The organism is Paraburkholderia sp. BR10872, assembly GCF_040965835.1.
GTDB classification, from domain to species: domain Bacteria; phylum Pseudomonadota; class Gammaproteobacteria; order Burkholderiales; family Burkholderiaceae; genus Paraburkholderia; species Paraburkholderia nodosa_A.
Genome location: NZ_JBFRCN010000046.1, coordinates 1 through 21,342 on the forward strand (window position 1 = coordinate 1; position 21,342 = coordinate 21,342).

At 64.7% G+C, this 21,342-nt stretch carries 16 protein-coding genes and 1 rRNA gene; 15 read left to right on the plus strand and 2 right to left on the minus strand.

The window, feature by feature from the left end:
* Window positions 1-4 precede the first annotated feature (4 nt).
* Window positions 5-118 (plus strand): 5S ribosomal RNA (gene rrf / locus AB4Y43_RS29235).
* Window positions 119-247: 129 nt separating this feature from the next.
* Here rrf and AB4Y43_RS29240 read toward each other — a convergent pair.
* Window positions 248-1,441 carry a M20 aminoacylase family protein gene (locus tag AB4Y43_RS29240; RefSeq protein WP_069268476.1) on the minus strand — a complete coding sequence of 398 codons (1,194 nt, stop codon included), beginning with the start codon at window positions 1,439-1,441 and terminating at the stop codon, window positions 248-250.
* A 179-nt stretch (window positions 1,442-1,620) separates the two neighbouring features.
* Here AB4Y43_RS29240 and AB4Y43_RS29245 point away from each other — a divergent pair, with 179 nt between their 5' ends.
* Both AB4Y43_RS29245 and AB4Y43_RS29250 read left to right on the plus strand, forming a co-directional pair.
* The gene (locus tag AB4Y43_RS29245) at window positions 1,621-3,699 is read left to right on the plus strand and encodes a molybdopterin-dependent oxidoreductase (protein WP_368729391.1); all 2,079 of its coding nucleotides are present in this window, start codon (window positions 1,621-1,623) and stop codon (window positions 3,697-3,699) included.
* A 148-nt stretch (window positions 3,700-3,847) separates the two neighbouring features.
* Window positions 3,848-5,521 (plus strand): long-chain fatty acid--CoA ligase, encoded by a 1,674-nt coding sequence (locus AB4Y43_RS29250; protein ID WP_069268478.1) that lies wholly within the window; start codon window positions 3,848-3,850, stop codon window positions 5,519-5,521.
* Between the two features lie 163 nt (window positions 5,522-5,684).
* Here AB4Y43_RS29250 and AB4Y43_RS29255 read toward each other — a convergent pair whose 3' ends face one another.
* Window positions 5,685-6,869, minus strand: coding sequence for a porin (locus tag AB4Y43_RS29255; RefSeq protein ID WP_069268479.1), 1,185 nt, complete (start codon window positions 6,867-6,869; stop codon window positions 5,685-5,687).
* 308 nt (window positions 6,870-7,177) lie between these two features.
* Here AB4Y43_RS29255 and coq7 point away from each other — a divergent pair, with 308 nt between their 5' ends.
* The 12 genes from coq7 (at window position 7,178) to murC (ending at window position 21,338) form a co-directional block, all read left to right on the plus strand.
* The gene (gene coq7, locus AB4Y43_RS29260) at window positions 7,178-7,840 is read left to right on the plus strand and encodes a 2-polyprenyl-3-methyl-6-methoxy-1,4-benzoquinone monooxygenase (RefSeq protein ID WP_069268480.1); all 663 of its coding nucleotides are present in this window, start codon (window positions 7,178-7,180) and stop codon (window positions 7,838-7,840) included.
* 399 nt (window positions 7,841-8,239) lie between these two features.
* Window positions 8,240-8,668 (plus strand): division/cell wall cluster transcriptional repressor MraZ, encoded by a 429-nt coding sequence (mraZ, locus tag AB4Y43_RS29265; RefSeq protein WP_028207782.1) that lies wholly within the window; start codon window positions 8,240-8,242, stop codon window positions 8,666-8,668.
* Window positions 8,669-8,685: 17 nt separating this feature from the next.
* Entirely contained in the window at window positions 8,686-9,639 is a 954-nt protein-coding gene (gene rsmH / locus AB4Y43_RS29270; protein ID WP_069268481.1) for a 16S rRNA (cytosine(1402)-N(4))-methyltransferase RsmH, read from the plus strand.
* Window positions 9,636-9,992, plus strand: a complete 357-nt coding sequence (gene ftsL, locus AB4Y43_RS29275) for a cell division protein FtsL (protein ID WP_028207784.1) — start codon at window positions 9,636-9,638, stop codon at window positions 9,990-9,992. Before rsmH ends, ftsL begins: the two co-directional genes overlap by 4 nt.
* Window positions 9,989-11,881: a penicillin-binding protein 2 gene (locus AB4Y43_RS29280; RefSeq protein ID WP_069268482.1), complete on the plus strand. Its 1,893-nt coding sequence runs from the start codon at window positions 9,989-9,991 to the stop codon at window positions 11,879-11,881. The genes ftsL and AB4Y43_RS29280 overlap by 4 nt, the downstream gene beginning before the upstream one ends.
* Window positions 11,878-13,428 (plus strand): UDP-N-acetylmuramoyl-L-alanyl-D-glutamate--2,6-diaminopimelate ligase, encoded by a 1,551-nt coding sequence (locus AB4Y43_RS29285; RefSeq protein WP_368729392.1) that lies wholly within the window; start codon window positions 11,878-11,880, stop codon window positions 13,426-13,428. The genes AB4Y43_RS29280 and AB4Y43_RS29285 overlap by 4 nt, the downstream gene beginning before the upstream one ends.
* On the plus strand, window positions 13,425-14,849 hold the full coding sequence (murF, locus tag AB4Y43_RS29290; RefSeq protein WP_342948378.1) for a UDP-N-acetylmuramoyl-tripeptide--D-alanyl-D-alanine ligase: 1,425 nt from the start codon (window positions 13,425-13,427) through the stop codon (window positions 14,847-14,849). Before AB4Y43_RS29285 ends, murF begins: the two co-directional genes overlap by 4 nt.
* A 20-nt stretch (window positions 14,850-14,869) precedes the next feature.
* Complete coding sequence (gene mraY / locus AB4Y43_RS29295; RefSeq protein ID WP_069268485.1) at window positions 14,870-16,039, plus strand: phospho-N-acetylmuramoyl-pentapeptide-transferase; 1,170 nt, start codon at window positions 14,870-14,872, stop codon at window positions 16,037-16,039.
* A 28-nt stretch (window positions 16,040-16,067) separates the two neighbouring features.
* Window positions 16,068-17,585 carry a UDP-N-acetylmuramoyl-L-alanine--D-glutamate ligase gene (gene murD / locus AB4Y43_RS29300; RefSeq protein ID WP_342948379.1) on the plus strand — a complete coding sequence of 506 codons (1,518 nt, stop codon included), beginning with the start codon at window positions 16,068-16,070 and terminating at the stop codon, window positions 17,583-17,585.
* Window positions 17,582-18,847: a putative lipid II flippase FtsW gene (gene ftsW, locus AB4Y43_RS29305; RefSeq protein ID WP_069268487.1), complete on the plus strand. Its 1,266-nt coding sequence runs from the start codon at window positions 17,582-17,584 to the stop codon at window positions 18,845-18,847. Before murD ends, ftsW begins: the two co-directional genes overlap by 4 nt.
* Window positions 18,844-19,947, plus strand: a complete 1,104-nt coding sequence (gene murG, locus AB4Y43_RS29310; RefSeq protein WP_342948380.1) for an undecaprenyldiphospho-muramoylpentapeptide beta-N-acetylglucosaminyltransferase — start codon at window positions 18,844-18,846, stop codon at window positions 19,945-19,947. The genes ftsW and murG overlap by 4 nt, the downstream gene beginning before the upstream one ends.
* Entirely contained in the window at window positions 19,944-21,338 is a 1,395-nt protein-coding gene (gene murC / locus AB4Y43_RS29315; RefSeq protein ID WP_069268489.1) for a UDP-N-acetylmuramate--L-alanine ligase, read from the plus strand. Before murG ends, murC begins: the two co-directional genes overlap by 4 nt.
* The last annotated feature ends 4 nt before the right edge of the window (window positions 21,339-21,342 follow it).

Genomic DNA, 21,342 nt, shown 5'->3' on the forward strand with positions numbered 1-21,342 from the left:
CAAGCCTGATGACCATAGCGAGCTGGTCCCACCCCTTCCCATCCCGAACAGGACCGTGAAACAGCTCCACGCCGATGATAGTGCGGATTGCCCGTGTGAAAGTAGGTAATCGTCAGGCTCCTTATGCAGCAAGTCCAGAACCCCGGTGTCTCCGAAAGAGAACCGGGGTTCTGGCGTTTGCGCTTCTTCAGATGCAGGAAAACAAAAAAGCCGTCCAATGGACGGCTTTTTGCATTGGTGCCTCGAATTACTGCTGCGCCAGAAATTTCGTCGCCAGATGCACCCAAAACGACGAACCGACCGGCAGCAGTTGATCGTTGAAGTCATAGCTCGCGTTGTGCAGCATGCAAGGCCCTGCGCCGTGCCCTGCATCACGGTGACCGCCTTCGCCGTTGCCGAGAAACGCGTAGCAGCCCGGTTTCTCCAGCAGCATGAACGAGAAGTCCTCGGCGCCCATGGTCGGTTCGACGTTCGCATCGACGTGATCGGCGCCGACAACCTCGCGCATGACCTCCGCGGCGAATTGCGCCTCCGCGCTGCTGTTCACCGTCGGCGGATAGTTGCGATGGAAGGTGATGTCGACCGAGCAGTCGTACGCATCAGCTGTGCTCTCGGCGATCTTGCGCAGTCGCGATTCGATCAGATCCAGCGTTTCCGTCGTGAAGGTACGCACCGTTCCCGCGATCCATGCCGTATTCGGCACCACGTTGACCGCGTCGCCCGCATGAATCTGCGTGATCGAGAGCACGGCCGTATCGAGCGGCTTCTTGTTGCGCGTGATGATGCTCTGCAACCCGTTCGCGATCTGCACCGCCGTGAAGACCGGATCGCGGCCGTTGTGCGGCAACGCGGCGTGCGAACCTACGCCCTTGATTTCAATGCGGAACTCGTTACTCGAGGCCATAATCGGCCCTTCGGTCACGCCGAAGTAGCCGGCCGGCATGCCCGGCCAGTTATGAATGCCGAATACGGCGTCCACGGGAAATTGTTTGAAGAGGCCATCTTCGATCATGGCTTTCGCGCCGGCGCCGCCTTCTTCGGCGGGCTGGAAAATGAAGACGATCGTGCCGTCGAACTGTCCGTGCCGCGCGAGATATTGCGCCGCGCCAAGCAGCATCGCGGTATGGCCGTCGTGGCCGCACGCGTGCATCTTGCCTTCGTTGCGCGAGCGATGGTCGAACGTATTGAGTTCCTGGATCGGCAACGCGTCCATATCGGCGCGTAATCCGACCATCCGTTTGCCGGTGCCGCGTTTGAGCACGCCGACAACGCCGGTTTGGCCCATGCCGCGATGCACTTCAATGCCCCATTCCGTGAGCTTTGCCGCAACGAGGTCGGAGGTTTGGGTTTCTTCGTAGCGCAGTTCGGGATGCGCGTGGATCGTTCGTCGGAGGCCCTGAATTTCGCCTTGGGCGGCCTGGATTTCCGGGATCAGTTTCATGGCGGACGGTGCTCGAAAAGTGGTCGCCCGGCCTTCGTCTCCAAAATTGGCCGGGTCTAGACGGACCATTCTACGCCGAACCTTTTTTTTCGCGCCAACCCACAGGGTGCGTACAGGGCTCGCACCCCGAACATAATAAAATCGCTTTTACGACAAAACGCCTCACCCACGGATTTCCGATGAACGCCCCAGCCGAATTTGCCCGTGCAGTTTGCCCGCACGATTGTCCCGATACCTGCGCGATGCGCGTGAGCGTCGAAAATGGCCGGGCGATCAAGGTGAGCGGCGACCCCGACCACCCGCCCACGCAAGGCGTGCTGTGCACGAAGGTGACCCGCTATGCGGAGCGCGTCCATCATCCGAAACGTTTGACGCAGCCGATGAAGCGTGTGGGGCGCAAGGGGGAAGGGCGTTTCGAGCCGATCAGCTGGGAGGAAGCCTGTCGCATCGCGGCCGAACGCCTCGGCGAAATCGCGCAGCGCGCGCCCGAAGCGATTCTGCCGTACAGCTATGCCGGCACGATGGGACTCGTTCAGGGCGAGAGCATCGCCCAGCGCTTCTTCCACAAGCTCGGCGCGTCGCGTCTCGATCGCGCGATCTGCGCGGCGGCAGGCGCCGCCGGCCTGCGTTATACGTTCGGCTCGAGCCTTGGCATGCTCACCGAGTATTTCGCGGAAAGCGAAGTGATCCTGATCTGGGGCGCCAACCCTATTGCGTCGAACCTGCACTTCTGGACCCGCGCGCAGGAAGCAAAACGCAACGGCGCGAAGCTGATCGCGATCGACCCCTATCGCTCGCTGACGGCCGAAAAGTGCCATCAGCACATTGCGCTCAAGCCCGGCACGGACGGCGCGCTCGCGCTCGGCATGATGCACGTGCTGATCACCGAGGACCGTCTCGATCACGATTACATTGCGGCCCACACGCACGGATTCGACGCGCTGAAGGCGCGTGCGCTGACCTACACGCCCGCACGTGTCGCCGCGATCTGCGGCATCGAGGAGCAGGCAGTCGTCGATCTCGCGCGCCTCTACGCATCGACGCGCAAGGCGGCAATTCGCATGAACTATGGCCTGCAGCGCGTGCGCGGCGGCGGCAACGCCGTGCGTGCCATCGCCTGCCTGCCCGCGTTGACCGGTGCATGGCGCGAGCGCGCGGGCGGCGTGCTGCTTTCGTCGTCTGGTTGGGCGCCCGTCGATGCGAACGCGCTCCAGCGTCCGGATCTGATTCCGGGCTGGCCGCAGCATCAGACGCGCATCGTCAACATGAACCAGATTGGCAACGCGCTCACGCACGAAGGCGACGCCGCATTCGGGCCGAAGGTCGAGGCGATCGTCGTCTACAACTCGAATCCCGTTGCGGTTGCGCCCGAGTCGGCGAAGGTCGCGGCTGGCTTCGCGCGCGAGGACCTCTTTACGATCGTGCTCGAGCAGTTCCAGACCGACACCGCCGATTACGCCGATCTACTTCTGCCGGCCACGACCCAGCTCGAACATCTCGACGTCCACAAGTCGTACGGCCACACGCACGTCATGGCGAACTTGCCGGCCATCGCGCCCGTTGGCGAGGCGCGGCCGAATACCGAAATCTTCCGCTGCATCGCACGCGCGATGGGTCTGACCGAGCCGGCGCTGTTCGAAAGCGATGAAGACGTGGCGGCCCATGCATTCGACTGGAACGATCCCGCACTGGGCGGCGCCGACTGGGCGGCGCTCAAGCGCGAAGGCTGGCTGAAGCTGAACATCCCCGAAGCGCCGTTTGCGAACGGCGGTTTTCGCACGCCGACGGGCAAGTGCGAGTTCCATAGCGAGGCGCTTGCGAAGGCCGGGCTCGATCCGCTGCCCGATTACCTGCCGCCGCACGAGTCGACGGACGGCGCGCCCGAACTCGCCGCGCGTTATCCGCTCGCGATGATCTCACCGCCTGCGCGCAACTTCCTGAACAGTACCTTCGTGAACGTGGAAAGCTTGCGCGCGACCGAAGGGGAGCCGCACGTGGACCTCCATCCGGCCGACGCCGCCCGCCGCGAGATTGCCGACGGCGACGAGGTTCGTGTGTTCAACGACCGCGGCTCGATGCGCGCGCGGGCGCGTGTGACCGATCGGGCGCGCAGTGGTCTCGTGGTCGGCCTGTCGATCTGGTGGAAGAAGCTTGCGCCGGATGGCCGCAACGCCAACGAAGTGACGAGCCAGGCGCTCACCGATCTTGGCGGCTCAGCGACTTTCTATGACTGCCTCGTCGAGGTCGAGCGCGCCTGAAAGCGCCTCAAGCTACCGCTAGCCGCCCCGCAACGTGCGTTCGAGGGGCCTTTCTAACTCGCTGATTTGCTGACATAAAAGCTGGGTCGCCATGCTACGATCCAACTTTTTAGCACGACCATTCGAAAAATCAAGGAGGAGACGCTGCATGGAAAAAGTCTGGCTGAAATCGTACCCGCCCGGCGTTCCCGCTGAAATCGACGCAAGCCGTTACGCGTCCATCACTGCGCTGCTCGAGGAGAGCTTCAGCGAATTCCGTGCAAAGCCCGCTTTCGCCTGCATGGGCAAGACGATCACCTACGGCGAGCTGGACCAGCTCTCCCAGCGTCTGGCCGCGTGGTTCCAGTCGCGCGGCATCGCACGTGGTGCGCGCATCGCGCTCATGATGCCCAACGTGCTCCAGTATCCGGTCGCGCTCGCCGCGGTGCTGCGCGCGGGATATGTCGTCGTGAACGTCAATCCGCTCTACACGCCGCGCGAACTCGAACACCAGTTGAAGGACAGTGGCGCCGAGGCGATCGTCGTCCTCGAGAATTTTGCCGGAACCGTAAGCGCGGTCGTCGCCAATACGCGCGTGAAGCACGTGCTGGTCGCGGCGATGGGCGACCTCCTTGGCGCGAAGGGCTTCATCGTCAACTTTGTCGTGCGAAGCGTGAAGAAGATGGTGCCCGCCTGGAACCTGCCCGGACACGTGCGCTTCAACGACGCGCTCGCCGAAGGTGCGCGCACTGGCTTCAAGCGCGTCGAACAGACGCCCGAGGACGTCGCCTTCCTGCAGTACACGGGCGGCACGACCGGCGTGGCCAAGGGTGCGACGCTGCTGCATCGCAACCTGATCGCCAACGTGCTGCAGTCGGCGGCATGGACCGAGCCCGCGCTGGCGAAATTGCCGTCCGGTACACAACCGGTGACGGTCGCGGCGCTGCCTCTTTATCACGTGTTCGCCCTGACCGTTTGCGGGCTGCTGACGCTGCGCACCGGCGGTCTCGCGATCCTGATTCCGAATCCGCGCGATATCGCGGGCATGATCAAAGAGCTGCGCGGGTACTCGATCACGTGTTTCCCCGCGGTGAATACGCTCTACAACGCGATGCTCAACCATCCGGAATTCGGCAATCTGGACTTCACGCACCTGCTCGTTGCGAACGGCGGCGGCATGGCGGTGCAGGAAGCGGTGGCCAAGCGCTGGTACGAGCGCACGCATACGCCGATCGTCGAAGGCTATGGCCTTTCGGAAACCTCACCCAGCGTGACCTGCAATCCGGTCACGGCGACGGAATACACCGGCACGATCGGCTTGCCGCTGCCTTCCACTGAAATCTCGATTCGCGACGACGCCGGCAACGAACTGCCGATCGGCGAGGCGGGCGAGATCTGCATCCGTGGGCCGCAGGTGATGGCGGGCTACTGGCAGCGGCCCGAAGAAACGGCGAAGGTCATGACGCCGGACGGATACTTCAAGTCGGGCGACATCGGTCTCATCAACGCGCGCGGCTACATCAAGCTCGTCGACCGCAAGAAGGACATGATTCTGGTCTCGGGCTTCAATGTGTATCCGAACGAAGTCGAGGATGTCGTGGCCAAGCTGCCGGGCGTGTTCGAAGTGGCGGCGGTGGGCGTGCCGGACCAGAATTCGGGCGAGGCGGTGAAGCTCTATATCGTCAAGAAGGACCCGGCGCTCACCGACAAGGACGTGTTCGAGTACTGCAAGACGCAGCTCACCGGCTACAAGCGGCCGAAGATCATCGAGTTCCGCAACGATCTGCCCAAGAGCAACGTCGGCAAGATCCTGCGCCGCGAGCTGCGCGACGGTCGCGCCTGAAAACGCAAGAGCGAAGCGAAAGGCCAGCGAGTCAAAAGCGAAGAGCGGCCTGCCCGTCGAGGGCGGGCCGCTTTTTTGTCGTGCGCACTGTCGCGAAACGACACGAAGCACCAAAGAAAAAAGGCGCCCGGAGGCGCCTTCGAGATTACAGCGACTGTTCTTCTTAGAACTTGTGACGGATACCGACGCGAGCTGTGAACACGTTGTTCGTGCTCGACGGCGTCAGGCCGTTGATCGACGCGACAGCGGTGTTGCCCGTCGAGTCGGAGCCCGTAGCGTGCTGGTACACGCCGATCAGGTAGACGTCCGTGCGCTTCGACAGGAAGTAGTCCGTGCCCAGTGCGTACTGGAAGTACTTCGCGCCGCTTTCGCTCGTGCCGTTCGCACGCGTGACGCTGCTGCCGTCCGTGAAGTCGAACGCGAAGCCTGCCAGCAGGGCCGGCGTGAACTGGTACTTGATGTTCGCTTCGACGTTGTTGAAGTTGGCATTCGTGCCGCGTTGGAACAGCGAGGTCGACGTCTGGCCGAGGTTGCGGAAGCTGACGTTCGAGTACGTCAGGCCGAGCGTTGCTGCGCCGAACGTGTATGCGCCGCCTGCGCCGATGACCTGGTACGTGTTGGCCGATGCGAAGCCGCCGTACACCGGATTGCCAGCAGCCGTCAGCGCTGCCGAAGCACCAGCCGAGCCGCCGTTGTTGAACAGGCCGCCGGTAGCGTTCGGCGTACGTGCGTTCAGGTAGCCCACGCCGAGGACGAGGGGACCGTTGTTGTAGCCAGCGCCCAACGACCAGATCTGGTTCGCCGAGAAGTTGCCTGCCTGGCCACCGAAGCTGTACGTGCCGCCGAACGTCAGGCCAGCGTAGTTGGCGCTGGTGAACTTGACCGTGTTGTTCGTACGGTAGGCGTTGTTGAAGTTGTCCAGATCCTGCGGGTGAGCAGCGATGTAGCCGCCCCACTGGTCGCCTGCTTCGAGCGGGCCGACGTAGTCGACGACGGAGTCGTACTGGCGACCCAGCGTGACCGTGCCGAACTGTGCGCTCGAGAGGCCGACATAAGCCTGACGACCGAACATCAGGCCGCCTTGACCGAGCTTGCCGGTGTTCACGTCAAAACCATTTTCCAACACGAAGACTGCCTTCAGGCCGCCGCCGAGGTCTTCAGCGCCGCGCAGGCCGAAACGGCTGCCTTGCATCACGCCGCTCGACAGGTTGTACAGGTGCTTGCCACCCGAATTCGTGTTGATGTTGAAACCTTCGTCGATGATACCGTACAGCGTGACGCTGCTCTGAGCGTGAGCAACGCCCGCGAACGCGCCCAGCGCAGCCAGCGCGAGAAGCGACTTCTTCATTGAATGATCTCCAGTGTTTGCGAATCTTTTGCGTCTTTTAACGGGACCAGTTTTTTATCTTGCGTAGGGTCCTGTCCTTCTAACTTCGCGAGAAGTTGCACGTAATGTAACAAAAGGGTTAACAGTCACAAAGGAAAAGCCTGGGCCTCGCTAAGTACCTGTTTCGTTTACACAACATGGTCTAGAATATGCAGCTATCTATCGGCGCTGCCCCGGATTGACGGATGTCCGTGAGTTTGTGTAGTGGTGAAAGGGCAGTCCGGGCGAGCGACCAATCCGGCTCGCCAACGAAACGAAAGGGAGGCTGGATGACGCTAGATGACTTGATTACCGAATTCGACCGGGGCCTGCGCTCTCTCACCGGCGTGTCGCGCATGACGCGTCCGATGCCGCAGCCTTCCCCCGTGACCATCGAAGTGACGCCCGAGGGCGATGCCGTACCAGCCGGCAGCGAACTCACGCCTGCCGAGCGCACGCACGCCGCCGGCCTCATGCGCGTCAATCACGTCGGCGAAGTGTGCGCGCAGGCGCTGTATCAGGCGCAGAAAATCTCGGCGCGCTCGCCCTCGCTCAGGGCGGCCTTCGAGCAAGCCGCGCGCGAGGAAGAGGACCACCTCGCGTGGACCTCGCGCCGGCTACAGGCACTCGACTCGCGTCCGAGCCTCCTTAATCCGCTCTGGTACGCAGGCGCGCTCGCGATCGGCTTCGCCGCCGGCCGCCTGGGTGACAAGGTGAGCCTCGGCTTCATGGCCGAAACCGAGCGCCAGGTCGAGCATCATCTCGACAGCCACCTCGACAGCTTGCCGCCCGCCGATCTCGAGTCGCGCGCGGTCGTCGAGCAAATGCGCGCCGACGAAATCTCGCACGCAAAATCGGCCGCCGATCTGGGCGGAGTCGAATTGCCTTTGCCGGTGCGTTCGCTAATGCGTGTAGCATCGAAAGTGATGACGCGAACCGCCTACTACATCTGATTAATGCGTATGGGCCGGCAATCGCTGTCGGCCCATACTCGGATTAATCTTTCAGAGCTTTCAGCCCCCGGTTTTAATCCCCGCAAGCCCCCCGCTCGATCCCTCCGTAGGCCGTTTATCGCCGCGCTTTTCACGTATCACCTTCAGAACCTGCGTTAGCTCATTCATTCATAACGGTTTTTGGCTTTTGTCGCGACTTCAACAAGTGCCGCTAAGTCCTTGTTCTAGCGGATAAATTTCGTCAAAAAACGTCCGGTCTCCCTTGACCCTCGTTGGGCGTTCCTCTAAAGTGGGAGACAGTGTGAGAAAGTGTATTTTTGTGTGATTTCAGCCGCGTATTCAGGTAGATTTTCCGGGATTTAGGCGGGCGGCCAAAAGCGCCGCATAAGGGGGAGCAAATTGTTCCAGGGGGCGTCGGCGCTAACACTCGATGCGAAAGGACGGATGTCGATTCCGTCTCGCTATCGGGAAGCGCTGCAACAACAGGCAGAAGGACGGGTGACGATCACCAAGCACCCGGACGGCTGCCTGTTGCTATTTCCGCGCCCCGAATGGGAAGTGTTCCGCTCGAAGGTCGCCGCGTTGCCGATGGACGCGCACTGGTGGCGCCGTATTTTTCTGGGCAATGCGTCCGACGTCGATGTCGATAGTGCTGGCCGCGTGCTCGTCTCACCTGAATTGCGTCTGGCGGCAGGAATGGAAAAGGAAGTCATGCTGCTCGGCATGGGTAGTCATTTTGAGTTGTGGGATGCGCAGACCTACGCCGCCAAGGAACAGGCGGCGATGGCGCAGGGCATGCCCGACGCCTTGAAAAATTTCACGTTCTGATCGCGGTTCTAAACGCTATGGCATCTGCGATGGGACAGGGACTGCAGCATCGCACGGTGCTGCTAGACGAAGCGGTGAACGCGCTGGTCACGCGCGCGGACGGCGTCTATGTGGACGGCACGTTCGGTCGCGGCGGGCACAGTCGCGCGATCCTCGGGCGTCTCGGCGAGGCCGGGCGCCTGATCGCGTTCGACAAGGACCCGCTGGCGATCGCGACGGCGCAAACCGTGAACGACGCGCGGTTCTCGATCGTGCATGAGAGTTTTGCTTCGCTGCGCGACGAGCTCGCGTCGCGCGGGGTAGGGCGTGTGTCGGGAATATTGCTGGACCTTGGCGTGTCGTCGCCGCAGTTCGACGATCCGCAGCGCGGTTTCAGTTTCCGCGCGGATGGCCCGCTCGACATGCGGATGGACCCGACGCGCGGCGAGTCCGCCGCTGACTGGCTCGCTCGGGCCACGTTGCAGGAACTGACGGAGGTAATTCGGGATTATGGGGAAGAACGGTTTGCTTTTCAGATTGCAAAGGCGCTTGTTGCTCGCCGGGCAGAGTCCGACCGTCTCGGGCCTCTCGACAGCACGGGCGAGCTTGCCCAAATCGTGGCTAACGTCGTCAAAACCCGTGAGAAGGGTAAGGACCCGGCAACCCGCACCTTTCAAGCTATACGGATTCACGTCAATCAAGAGCTTGCGGAGCTGCAGGTCGTTCTAGAAGCAGCACTGTCGTTGCTGGAACAGGGGGGGCGGCTGGTGGTCATCAGCTTTCATTCGCTCGAAGACCGGATCGTCAAGCGGTTCATGCAGGCGCACGCAAGCGCGCCGGCGGTGGATCGCCGCTTGCCGATCCGCGCCGTCGACCTGCCGAGCCCGCCGCTCAAGCTGCTCGGCCGCGTATTCGCGAGCGACGAAGAAGTCGCCGCGAATCCGCGCGCCCGCTCGGCCGTGATGCGCACCGCGGAGCGCGTCACGCCATGAATCGTCTGAACATCTTCCTGCTGATCGTCGTCATGGGGTGCGCGCTTTCCGTCGTGAACGCCACCAATCAGCAGCGCCAGATCTTCATCCAGTTGCAACGTGCGCAGTCGCAGGAGCATCAGCTTCAGCAGGACTACGCACAGCTTCAATATCAGCAGAGCGCGCTGTCAAGAACGTCGCGCATCGAACAGATCGCCACCGACTCGCTCAAGATGCAGCCCGTCACGACCGGACGCACGCAATATCTGACGCTCGCGCCCGGCAGCGCAACCGCCGTCGACGCACCCGTGCCGACCTCGGCGCCCCCGCAGGGCGCCGCGCCTACGCCTGCCCGCCGCGGAGGCACGCGATGAAAAAGGACAATCGCCGCAAGAGCGTTGCCTTCAGCGCCAACCCCATTCTCTCCGTGCGCCTGCCGATGTGGCGCTCGAAGCTCGTCGTATTCCTGCTCTTCATGGCGTTCGTCGCGCTTGCCGCGCGCGCATTCTGGATTCAGGGGCCAGGCAACGCGTTCTATCAGAAGCAGGGCGAAAGCCGCTACCAGCGCACGATCGAGTTACCGGCCACGCGCGGCAAGATTCTCGACCGTAACGGCCTCGTGCTCGCCACGAGCCTGCCCGTGCGCGCGATCTGGGCGATTCCCGAAGCCGTGCCCGACGATCTCGGCGCCGACAAGCTCAACCAGCTCGGCGCTCTGCTCGGCATGAACACGAAAGAGTTGCGTGCGAAGCTCCACGAAGACAAGACCTTCGTCTATGTGAAGCGCCAGGTGCCGCTCGACGTCGCGCAGAAAGTGACGGCGCTCGACATTCCGGGTATTTACCAGCGCAACGAATACAAGCGCTTCTATCCGGAAGGCGACGTCACCGCGCACTTGATCGGCTTCACCAACGTCGAGGACGAGGGCCAGGAAGGCGTCGAGCTGTCGGACCAGAAGGTGCTCGCGGGCGTGCCGGGCATTCGCCACGTCATCAAGGACCGCATGGGCCACATCGTCGAGGACGTCGACGAGACGGTCGTGCCCCACGATGGCAAGGACGTCGAACTGTCGATCGACAGCAAGATTCAGTACATCGCCTATTCGAACCTGAAGGCTGCCGTCGAGAAGTTCAGGGCCAAGGCCGGCGCTGCGGTGGTGGTGGACGTGCGCACGGGCGAAGTGCTCGCGCTCGTGAACTATCCGACCTACAACCCGAACGACCGCTCGCATCTCACGGGCGAGCAGCTTCGCAACCGCATCCTCACCGACGTGTTCGAGCCGGGTTCGATCATGAAGCCCTTCACGGTGTCGCTTGCGCTGGATCTGCACCGCGTCTCGCCGAGTACACTGGTGGATACGGGCGCGGGCCACTTCACCCTCGACGGTGCGACCATCACCGACGACGCCGGTTTTGGCGTGCTGACGGTGGGCGGCGTGATCCAGAAGTCGAGCAACATCGGCGCGACCAAGATCGCGATGACGCTCAAGCCCGAAGAAATGTGGGACATGTACACCAGCATCGGTCTCGGTCAGGCGCCGAAGGTCGGGTTCCCCGGCGCGGCGGCGGGCCGTTTGCGTCCGTGGAAAAGCTGGCGCCGCATCGAGCAGGCGACGATGTCCTACGGCTACGGCCTCTCCGTTTCGCTGTTCCAGCTCGCGCGCGCGTACACGGCGATCGCGCACGACGGCCAGATTCTGCCGGTCACGATCTTCCGCCACCCCGGCGACACGCAGCCGGTGCAGGGCACCCAGGTCTTCGCGCCGACCACGGCGCGTGAAGTGCGCACGATGCTGGAGAGTGTGGTGTCGAAGGACGGCACTTCGCCCGACGCCGCCGTGCCCGGCTACCGCGTGGGCGGCAAGTCCGGTACGGCGTACAAGCACGGCCCGCACGGCTACGATCATTCGAAATACCGCGCGTCGTTCGTCGGCATGGCGCCGATGCCGAATCCGCGCATCGTCGTGGCCGTCACGGTCGACGAACCGACGGCCGGCAGCCACTTCGGCGGTGCCGTGTCGGGTCCGGTGTTCTCGGGCATCGTCGGCGATACGCTGCGCTCGCTCAACGTTCCGCCGGATATGCCGGTGAAGCAGCTCGTCGTCGAGGACAACAGCGCCGCCGCCTCGGCCCCGGCCGTCGCGAACGCGCCCGCTGCGCCCGTGAAGCACGCGGCGAACACGCCTACCGCGAAAAGCGCCGCAGCCGCGCATCACATGACCGTCGCGGACAACGCGAAAAATCGACCCGGAGTCGTCCGATGAGCGCCACGCGCAACCAGCATCCCGCGCACCGGCAGATCGCGGACGCGCTCGCATGGCTGCGCGCGCACGTCGCGCCAGAAGCGGGCCTGCACGCCGACACGCGCTCGCTCAAGCCGGGCGATGTGTTTCTCGCCTACGCCGTCGAGGGCGCGGACAGCCGCCCGCACATCGCCAACGCGATCGAGCGGGGCGCTGCAGCCGTGCTGTATCAGCCGGAAGGGTATGCGGGCGAGAAGCTCGACGCGTCGATTGCGCTGGCTGTACCGCAGCTCGACGTGCTCGCGGGCGAAATCGGCAGCGGCTGGTATGGCGACCCGAGCGATGCCATGCTCGTGGTCGGCGTGACGGGAACAAACGGCAAGACGTCGTGCAGCCAGTGGATCGCCTCGGCGTTGACGGCCATCGGCCAGAAGTGCGCGATCGTCGGCACGCTGGGCACGGGCTTTCCGGGCCAGCTCGTGCATACGGGCTTCACCACGCCCGACGCGCCGCAGCTGCAGCGCAGCCTCGCGCAATTGCGCGGTGCTGGCGCACAGGCGATCGCGATGGAAGTCTCCTCGCACGCGCTGCATCAGGGCCGCGTGAACGGCACGTCGTTCGACATCGGCGTCTTCACGAATCTCACGCAAGACCATCTCGACTATCACCACACGTTCGAGGCCTACGAGGCCGCGAAGGCGCGTCTGTTTGCATGGCCGGGCCTGCGCGCCGCGATCATCAACACCGACGACGCAGCGGGCCGCCGCCTGATCGCCGCGACGCGCGGCAAAGCTCGCACGATTGCGTATGGCGTGGCGACGCCCGCCGCCGACGCACCCGTCGCCGACGCGTGGCTGCGCGCGAACGACGTGCGCGCGACCGCCACCGGCACGGCGTTTCATCTGGAAACGTCGGATTGGGGCGAGGCGCAAGTCGAGGCGCATGTTCTCGGCCTCTTCAACGTAAGCAATCTGCTCGGCGTGCTCGGCGCGCTGCTTGCGGCGAACGTGCCGCTCGTCGCGGCGCTCAACGAGATCTCGAAGCTGCAGCCGGTGAACGGCCGCATGGAGCGTCTTGGCGGCCGCGCCGATCACGACGAGCCGCTCATCGTGATCGATTACGCGCATACGCCGGACGCGCTCGAAAAAACGCTCGAAGCGCTGCGCCCGATGGCGGCCGCACGCGGCGGCCAGCTCGTCTGCATGTTCGGCTGCGGCGGCGATCGCGACGCGACCAAGCGCCCGCTCATGGGCGCGATCGCGGAACGCCTCGCCGACCAGGTCGTCGTGACGAGCGACAACCCGCGCAGCGAGTCGCCGGCCGCGATCATCGAGCAGATCGCGCAAGGCATGCGCGACGCCGCGAAGGCGCGCCGCATCGAGGATCGCGCGAGTGCGATCCTGCAGGCGGTGCGCGGCGCGGCGCGCGAAGACGTCGTCGTGCTGGCCGGCAAAGGCCACGAGGCGACCCAGGAAATCATGGGCAAGAAGCGCGCGTTCTCCGATCAGGACCACGCGCGGCTTGCACTCGCCGCCCGTGCCACGCACGGGCGCGGAGGTGGTGAATGACGATGCTTTCCCTGCGGGAAGCCGCGGCGCTGATTCCCGGCGCGAGCGTACTCGGCGACGAGAACGCCACGTTCGAGCGCATTTCGACCGACAGCCGCACCACGGGCCCCGGCGATCTCTTCGTCGCGCTCAAGGGCGACCGCTTCGACGCGCACGACTTTCTCGGCGAGGTCGCGAACCGCCAGGTGAGCGCGGCGCTCGTTTCGCGCAGCCCCGGCGACTGGCGCATCCCCGCGCTGCGCGTGGACGACACGCGCAAGGCGCTCGGCGCGCTCGCGCTCGGCTGGCGCCGCCGCTTTTCGATGCCGCTCGTCGCCGTGACGGGCAGTAACGGCAAAACGACGGTCAAGGAAATGATCGCGTCGATCTTCGCGGCGGCCGTTGGAGAAAATTTGCGTCTCGCGACCACCGGAAACCTCAATAACGACATCGGCGTGCCGTTAACGTTGCTGCGTTTGAGCGGCGCTCATCGGCTGGCGGTGGTCGAACTCGGCATGAATCACCCGGGCGAGACCGAGTTGCTGGCGAAATTCGCCGAGCCGACGGTCGCGGTGGTGAACAACGCGCAGCGCGAACATCAGGAATTCATGGCGACGGTGGAAGCCGTCGCGCTCGAGCATGCGAGCGTGATTCACACGCTCAAGCCCACGGGCGTCGCGGTGTTTCCCGCCGACGATGCCTACGCGAGCATCTGGCGCGTGGCGGCGACGGGTTCGCGCATCCTCGACTTCGCGCTGCATACGGATACGCGTGCGGTTGAAGCGGCAGTCACCGGCAAGCTCGTCGACAAGCTCGCGGGCAGCCGTCTCGCGATCGCGACGCCGGAAGGCCATCTCGAAGTGGAGTTGAAGGTGCTGGGCGCACACAACGCGCACAACGCGCTCGCGGCCACGGCGGCGGCGATTGCGTCGGGCGTCTCGCTCGAAGCGATCGGCCGCGGGCTCGAGGCGTTCGAGCCGGTGAAGGGCCGCTTGCAGGTGAAGCGCGCGGCGCTTGGCGAGCTGACGGGCGCGACGGTGATCGACGACACCTACAACGCGAATCCCGACTCGGTGCGCGCGGCGATCGACGTGCTGGCTTCGCGCACGTCGCCGCGTGTGCTCGTGCTCGGAGACATGGGCGAAGTCGGCGACGACGGTCCCGCCTTTCACCGCGAGGTGGGCGCTTACGCGAAGGAACGCGGCATCGACGCGCTCTACACGCTCGGCGACGCAGCGCGTGACAGCGCGACGGCGTTCGGCGCGCAGGCGCTGCATGCCGCCGACGTGAGCGAACTCGTGCGCGCACTGGCTGGTGCCGGTTACGGCGCGGGCGCAACGATTCTCGTGAAAGGCTCGCGCTTCATGCAGATGGAGCGCGTAGTAGCGGCACTCACGAATCCGCAAAACCCTGCGCCGGACGCGAAGTCCGGTGCGCACTGAAATACGAAGGAATACAAGGCATGCTACTGGCGCTGGCGCAATGGCTGCAGAATGACGCAAGCTTCTTGCGCGTGTTCAGTTATCTGACGTTCCGTGCGGTGATGGCCACCATCACCGCGATGGCGATCGGGCTTTTCCTCGGCCCGTGGGTGATCCGCAAGCTCACCGCAATGAAGGTCGGCCAGGCCGTGCGCACGGACGGCCCGCAAACTCACCTCGTGAAGTCCGGCACGCCCACCATGGGCGGCGTGCTCATTCTGCTGGGCATCGCGGTTTCCACCTTGCTGTGGGGCGATCTTACGAACCGCTTCATCTGGATCGTGATGCTCGTCACGTTCGGCTTCGGCGCGATCGGCTGGGTCGACGACTATCGCAAGGTCGTCTACAAGGACCCGCGCGGCATGTCTTCGCGCGAGAAGTACTTCTGGCAATCGGTGATCGGTCTCTTCGCGGCGGTGTATCTCGCGTTCAGTGTGTCCGAAGCGAGCAACGTACGCGTGTTCGATCTCTTCACGGCGTGGGTGCGTAGCGGCCTGTCGATGGGCCTGCCCGCGCGCGCCGACTTGCTGCTGCCGTTCCTCAAGTCGATCAGCTATCCGCTCGGCGTGTGGGGCTTCATCGCGCTCACGTACTTCGTGATCGTCGGCGCGAGCAACGCCGTGAACCTCACCGACGGCCTCGACGGTCTCGTGATCATGCCGGTCGTGCTCGTTGGCGCGTCGCTCGGCGTGTTCGCCTACGTGATGGGCAGCTCGGTCTACTCGAAGTATCTGCTCTTTCCGCACATTGCCGGCGCTGGCGAACTGCTCATCTTCTGTTCGGCGATGGGCGGGGCAGGGCTCGCGTTCCTCTGGTTCAACACGTATCCAGCCCAGGTGTTTATGGGCGACGTGGGCGCGCTCGCGCTCGGCGGCGCGCTGGGAACCATTGCGGTGATCGTGCGTCAGGAAATCGTGCTCTTCATCATGGGCGGCATTTTCGTTGCGGAGACGCTCTCGGTGATGCTGCAGGTCACCTGGTTCAAGTACACGAAGAAGCGTTACGGCGAAGGGCGCCGCATCTTCAAGATGGCGCCGCTGCATCACCATTTCGAGCTGTCTGGCTGGAAGGAAACGCAGGTTGTCGTGCGTTTCTGGGTCATCACGCTGATGCTGTGTCTGATCGGTCTGTCCACGCTCAAGCTGCGTTGAGCCTCTAAGTAAGCAAGGGAAGCAAGCGATGTTCGGCGAGAAGTTTCGGGATCGGCAAAAGCCGATGGTGCTCGTGCTGGGACTCGGGGAATCGGGTCTCGCGATGGCGCGTTGGTGCGCGCGGCATGGTTGCCGCCTGCGCATTGCCGACACGCGCGAAGCGCCGCCCAATCTTCCCGAACTCGCCGCGCGCGGCATCGACGCCGATTTCGTCGGCGGTCCGTTCACGACGGCGCTGCTCGACGGCGTGGAGCTCGTCGCAATCAGCCCGGGCCTCTCGCCGCTCGCCGAAGATCTCGTGCCGCTGATCGCGGCGGCGCGCGAGCGCGGCATCGAAGTGTGGGGGGAACTCGAACTCTTCGCGCAGGCGCTGCGCCATCTGGGCGAGAGCGGCTACGCACCGAAGGTGCTCGCCATCACCGGCACGAACGGCAAGACCACCACGACGAGCTTGACAGGCATGCTCTGCGAGCGCGCGGGCAAGCGCGTGGCGGTGGCGGGCAACATCAGCCCGGCCATGCTCGACAAGCTCGCCGAAGCCATCGACAACACCGCGCTGCCCGACGTCTGGGTGCTCGAACTGTCGAGCTTCCAGCTGGAGACGGCGCACACGTTCGAGCCGGACGCCGCCGCGGTCCTCAACATCACGCAGGACCATCTCGACTGGCACGGCGGGCTCGACGCTTACGCGGCCGCGAAGGGCCGCATCTTCGGGCCGCGCACGACACGCGTGCTCAACCGCGACGACGCCCGCGTCATGTCGCTCGCGAGCGTGAAGGCGAGCGGCGACGCGAAGGTCGTGACCTTCGGCCTGAATGAACCCGAGAACGACGGCGACCTGGGTCTGTTGCGAGAGAACGGCATGCAGTGGCTCGTGCAGGCCCACGACCTCGACGCGGCCGACGTGCCTGTCTCCCCGCGTCGTCGCAAGCAGCAGGAAGCGGCGCCCGTGAACCTCGGCATGAAGCGCCTCATGCCCGCCGACGCCCTGCGCATTCGCGGTCTGCATAACGCGGCCAACGCGCTCGCGGCGTTCGCGCTCACGCGCGCGATCGATCTCGCGCCCGCGCCGCTTCTGCACGGCCTGCGCGAGTATCGCGGCGAGCCGCATCGCGTGGAGCTGATCGCATCGATCGACGGCATCGACTACGTGGACGACAGCAAGGGCACGAACGTCGGCGCGACGGTGGCGGCGCTCGACGGCCTCGCGCAGCGCACGGTGCTGATCGCCGGCGGCGACGGCAAGGGCCAGGACTTCGATCCGCTCGTCGCGCCGGTTGCGCGCTGGTGCCGCGCCGTGATGCTGATCGGCCGCGACGCGTCGAAGATCCGCGCGGCGCTCGAAGAAACCGGCATCGCGATGAGCGACCACGCCACGCTCGAAGAAGCCACGCGCGCGGCCACGGCGCTCGCGCAACCCGGTGACGTCGTGCTGCTTTCGCCCGCTTGCGCGAGCCTCGACATGTTCCGCAACTACGCCCATCGCGCAGCCGTGTTCCACGACACCGTAGAAGCAATCGCTGCAGAACGGGGGACGATGATATGAGCTGGTCCGAGCGATTCGGTGCGCGCCTCTCGCGCGAAAACGGCCAGGCCGGCGGCTCGTCGAGCGGCGGCGCGCGCTCGGGCGGTCTTGCGAGCGTCGTCAACGGCGTGCGTCCCGGACGCTCGCGCATGCTCGACTACGACCACTCGCTGCTGTGGGCCGTCATCGCGCTTCTGGGCCTCGGCGTGGTGATGGTGTACTCCGCCTCGATCGCCATGCCCGATTCGCCCAAGTACGCCTCGTACCGCGACTGGGCGTTCCTCGTGCGCCACCTCGTTTCGCTCGTGATCGCTACCGTTGCGGCGCTCGTTGCGTTCCGTATTCCCGTTTCGACGTGGGAGCGTTACGCGCCCAAGCTCTTTCTCATCTCGCTCGCCATGCTCGTGGTCGTGCTGATTCCGCACATCGGCAAGGGCGTGAACGGCGCGCGTCGCTGGATTCCGCTCGGCGTCACGAACATGCAGCCGTCGGAAATCATGAAGCTCGCCGTGACGATCTACGCTGCGAACTACACGGTGCGCAAGCAGGAATACATGCATAGCTTCGCGAAAGGCTTCCTGCCGATGGCATTCGCCGTGGGCGTGGTCGGCGCGCTGCTGCTGCTCGAGCCTGACATGGGCGCATTCATGGTGATCGCCGCGATCGCCATGGGCGTGCTGTTCCTCGGCGGCGTGAACGGCAAGCTGTTCGGCGGCCTCGTGGCCACGGCAGTGGGCACCTTCACGCTGCTCGTGTGGGCGTCGCCGTGGCGCCGCGAGCGGATCTTCGCGTACCTCGATCCGTGGGACGACCGCTACGCGCAGGGCAAGGCGTACCAGCTCACGCACTCGCTCATCGCGTTCGGTCGCGGCGAATGGTTCGGCGTGGGTCTTGGCGGCAGCGTCGAGAAGCTCAACTATCTGCCGGAAGCGCACACCGACTTCATTCTCGCCGTCATCGGCGAGGAACTCGGTTTCGTCGGCGTCCTCGTCGTGATCCTGCTGTTCTACTGGATCGTGCGCCGCTCGTTCGAGATCGGCCGCCAGGCGCTCGCGCTCGACCGCACGTTCGCCGGTCTCGTCGCCAAGGGGCTTGGCGTGTGGTTCGGCGCGCAGGCCTTCATCAACATGGGCGTGAACCTGGGGCTGTTGCCGACCAAGGGTCTCACGCTGCCGCTCGTGAGCTATGGCGGCTCGGGCATCTTGCTGAACTGCATCGCGGTCGCGCTGCTGTTGCGCGTGGATTACGAGAACCGGGTCTTGATGCGCGGAGGCAAGGTATGACCGCAGCAACGCGCACGCTCATGGTGATGGCCGGCGGCACCGGGGGACACGTGTTCCCGGGCCTTGCCGTCGCACATCGCATGGAGCAGTGGGGCTGGCGCGTGGTGTGGCTCGGCAATCCCGCAGGCATGGAAGCGACGCTTGTTCCGAAGCACGGCATCACGATGGAATACGTGCGCTTTGGCGGCGTGCGCGGCAAGGGTATCAAGACCAAGCTGATGCTGCCGCTGAACCTGCTGCGCGCCTGCACGCAGAGCCTCGCGGCGCTGCGCCGCGTGAAGCCCGACGTCGTGCTCGGCATGGGCGGCTACATCACGTTCCCGGCGGGCGTGATGAGCGCGCTTTCGGGCCGTCCGCTCGTGCTGCATGAACAGAATTCGATTGCGGGTCTCGCGAACAAGGTGCTCGCGAAACTGGCCAGGCGCGTGCTCGTGGCGTTTCCGGGCGCCTTGCCGAATGCCGAGTGGACCGGCAACCCGATCCGCGAGGCGCTCGAACACGTCGACGCGCCGGCGGCGCGCTACGCCGCGCGCAGCGGTCCGCTGCGCGTGCTCGTAGTGGGCGGCAGTCTCGGCGCGACGGCGCTCAACGAAGTGGTGCCGCGCGCGCTGTCGCTGCTCGCGCCGCAAGAGCGTCCGCATATCGTGCATCAGGCGGGCGCGAAGCACATCGACGCCTTGCGTCAAAACTATCTCGACGCCGGACTCGAACTGAATGACACGGTACAGCTCGTGCCGTTCATCGACGACATGGCGAGCGCCTACCGCAACGCGGATCTCGTGGTCTGCCGTTCGGGCGCAATGACGGTGGCCGAAATCGCGGCCGTGGGCGTGGCGGCATGCTTTGTGCCGTTTCCCTACGCCGTGGACGACCACCAGACCACCAACGCCGCGTTCCTTGCCGACAAGGACGCAGCGCTCGTGGTGCAACAACGCGACCTGACGGCGGAAGGACTCGCCGACTGGTTGCGGCATCAGACCAGAACATCGCTGGCGGAAATGGCCGGGCGCGCTCGCGCGCTCGCGAAACCCGACGCCGCCGATCAGGTCGCGCGCATCTGCGCGGCTGTGGCGGGCGTAAGTGCGGGAGGAAAGCAATGAAACACATCGTCAAACATATCCATTTCGTTGGCATCGGCGGCGCGGGCATGAGCGGCATCGCCGAAGTGCTCGTCAACCTCGGCTATCAGGTAAGCGGCTCGGACCTCGCGAAGAACGGGGTCACCGATCGACTCGCCGCGCTCGGCGCGCGCATCGCGATCGGCCATGCCGAAGAAAACATCGAAGGCGCGAATGCCGTGGTCGTTTCGACCGCGGTGCGCAGCGACAACCCCGAAGTGCTCGCGGCACGCCATCGCCGCATTCCCATCGTGCCGCGCGCCGTGATGCTCGCGGAACTGATGCGTCTGAAGCAGGGCATCGCAATTGCAGGCACGCACGGCAAGACCACCACGACCTCGCTCGTGGCGAGCGTGCTGGCCGCGGGCGGGCTCGACCCGACCTTCGTGATCGGCGGGCGCCTGATCAGTGCGGGCGCGAACGCGCGCCTCGGCACGGGCGACTTCATCGTGGCGGAAGCCGACGAATCGGACGCATCGTTCCTGAATCTGTTCCCGGTGATCGAAGTCATTACGAACATCGACGCCGATCACATGGACACCTACGGGCACGACTTCGCGCGCCTGAAGCAGGCGTTCATCGAGTTCACGCATCGCCTGCCGTTCTATGGCATTGCGGTGCTGTGCGTGGACGACCCGAACGTGAAGGAGATTCTGCCGTTCGTCTCGAAGCCGATCATCCGTTACGGCTTCGCGTCCGACGCGCAGGTGCGCGCGGTCAACGTGATTGCCCGAGAAGGCAAGATGTACTTCACGGTGATGCGCGAAGACGCGCCGTCGCTCGACATCGTGCTGAATCTGCCGGGCACGCACAACGTGCAGAACGCGCTCGCCGCGATTGCGATCGCGACCGAACTCGAAGTGAAGGACGCCGATATTCAACGCGCGCTCGCGGAATTCAACGGCGTAGGCCGTCGTTTTCAGCGCTATGGCGAAATTCCCGTCAACGGCGGCGGCGCCTGGACGTTGATCGACGACTATGGCCATCACCCGGTGGAAATGGCCGCGACGATCGCAGCGGCGCGCGGCGCGTTTCCCGAGCGCCGTCTCGTGCTGGCGTTCCAGCCGCACCGCTATACGCGTACGCGCGACTGTTTCGAAGACTTCGTGCGCGTGCTGTCGACCGTCGATGCGCTCGTGCTGACCGATGTCTATGCGGCCGGCGAAGCGCCGATCGTCGCAGCCGATGGCCGCGCGCTCGCACGCGCGATTCGCGTGGCGGGCAAGGTCGAGCCGGTGTTCGTCGAGACCGTGGATGAAGTGCCGGAGGCGCTAGCAGCTGTCGTGCGCGACGGCGATGTGGTGATTACGATGGGCGCGGGTTCGATCGGCGGCGTGCCGGGTCGAATCGCCCAACAGGAACAGAAGGCGTGAGTGA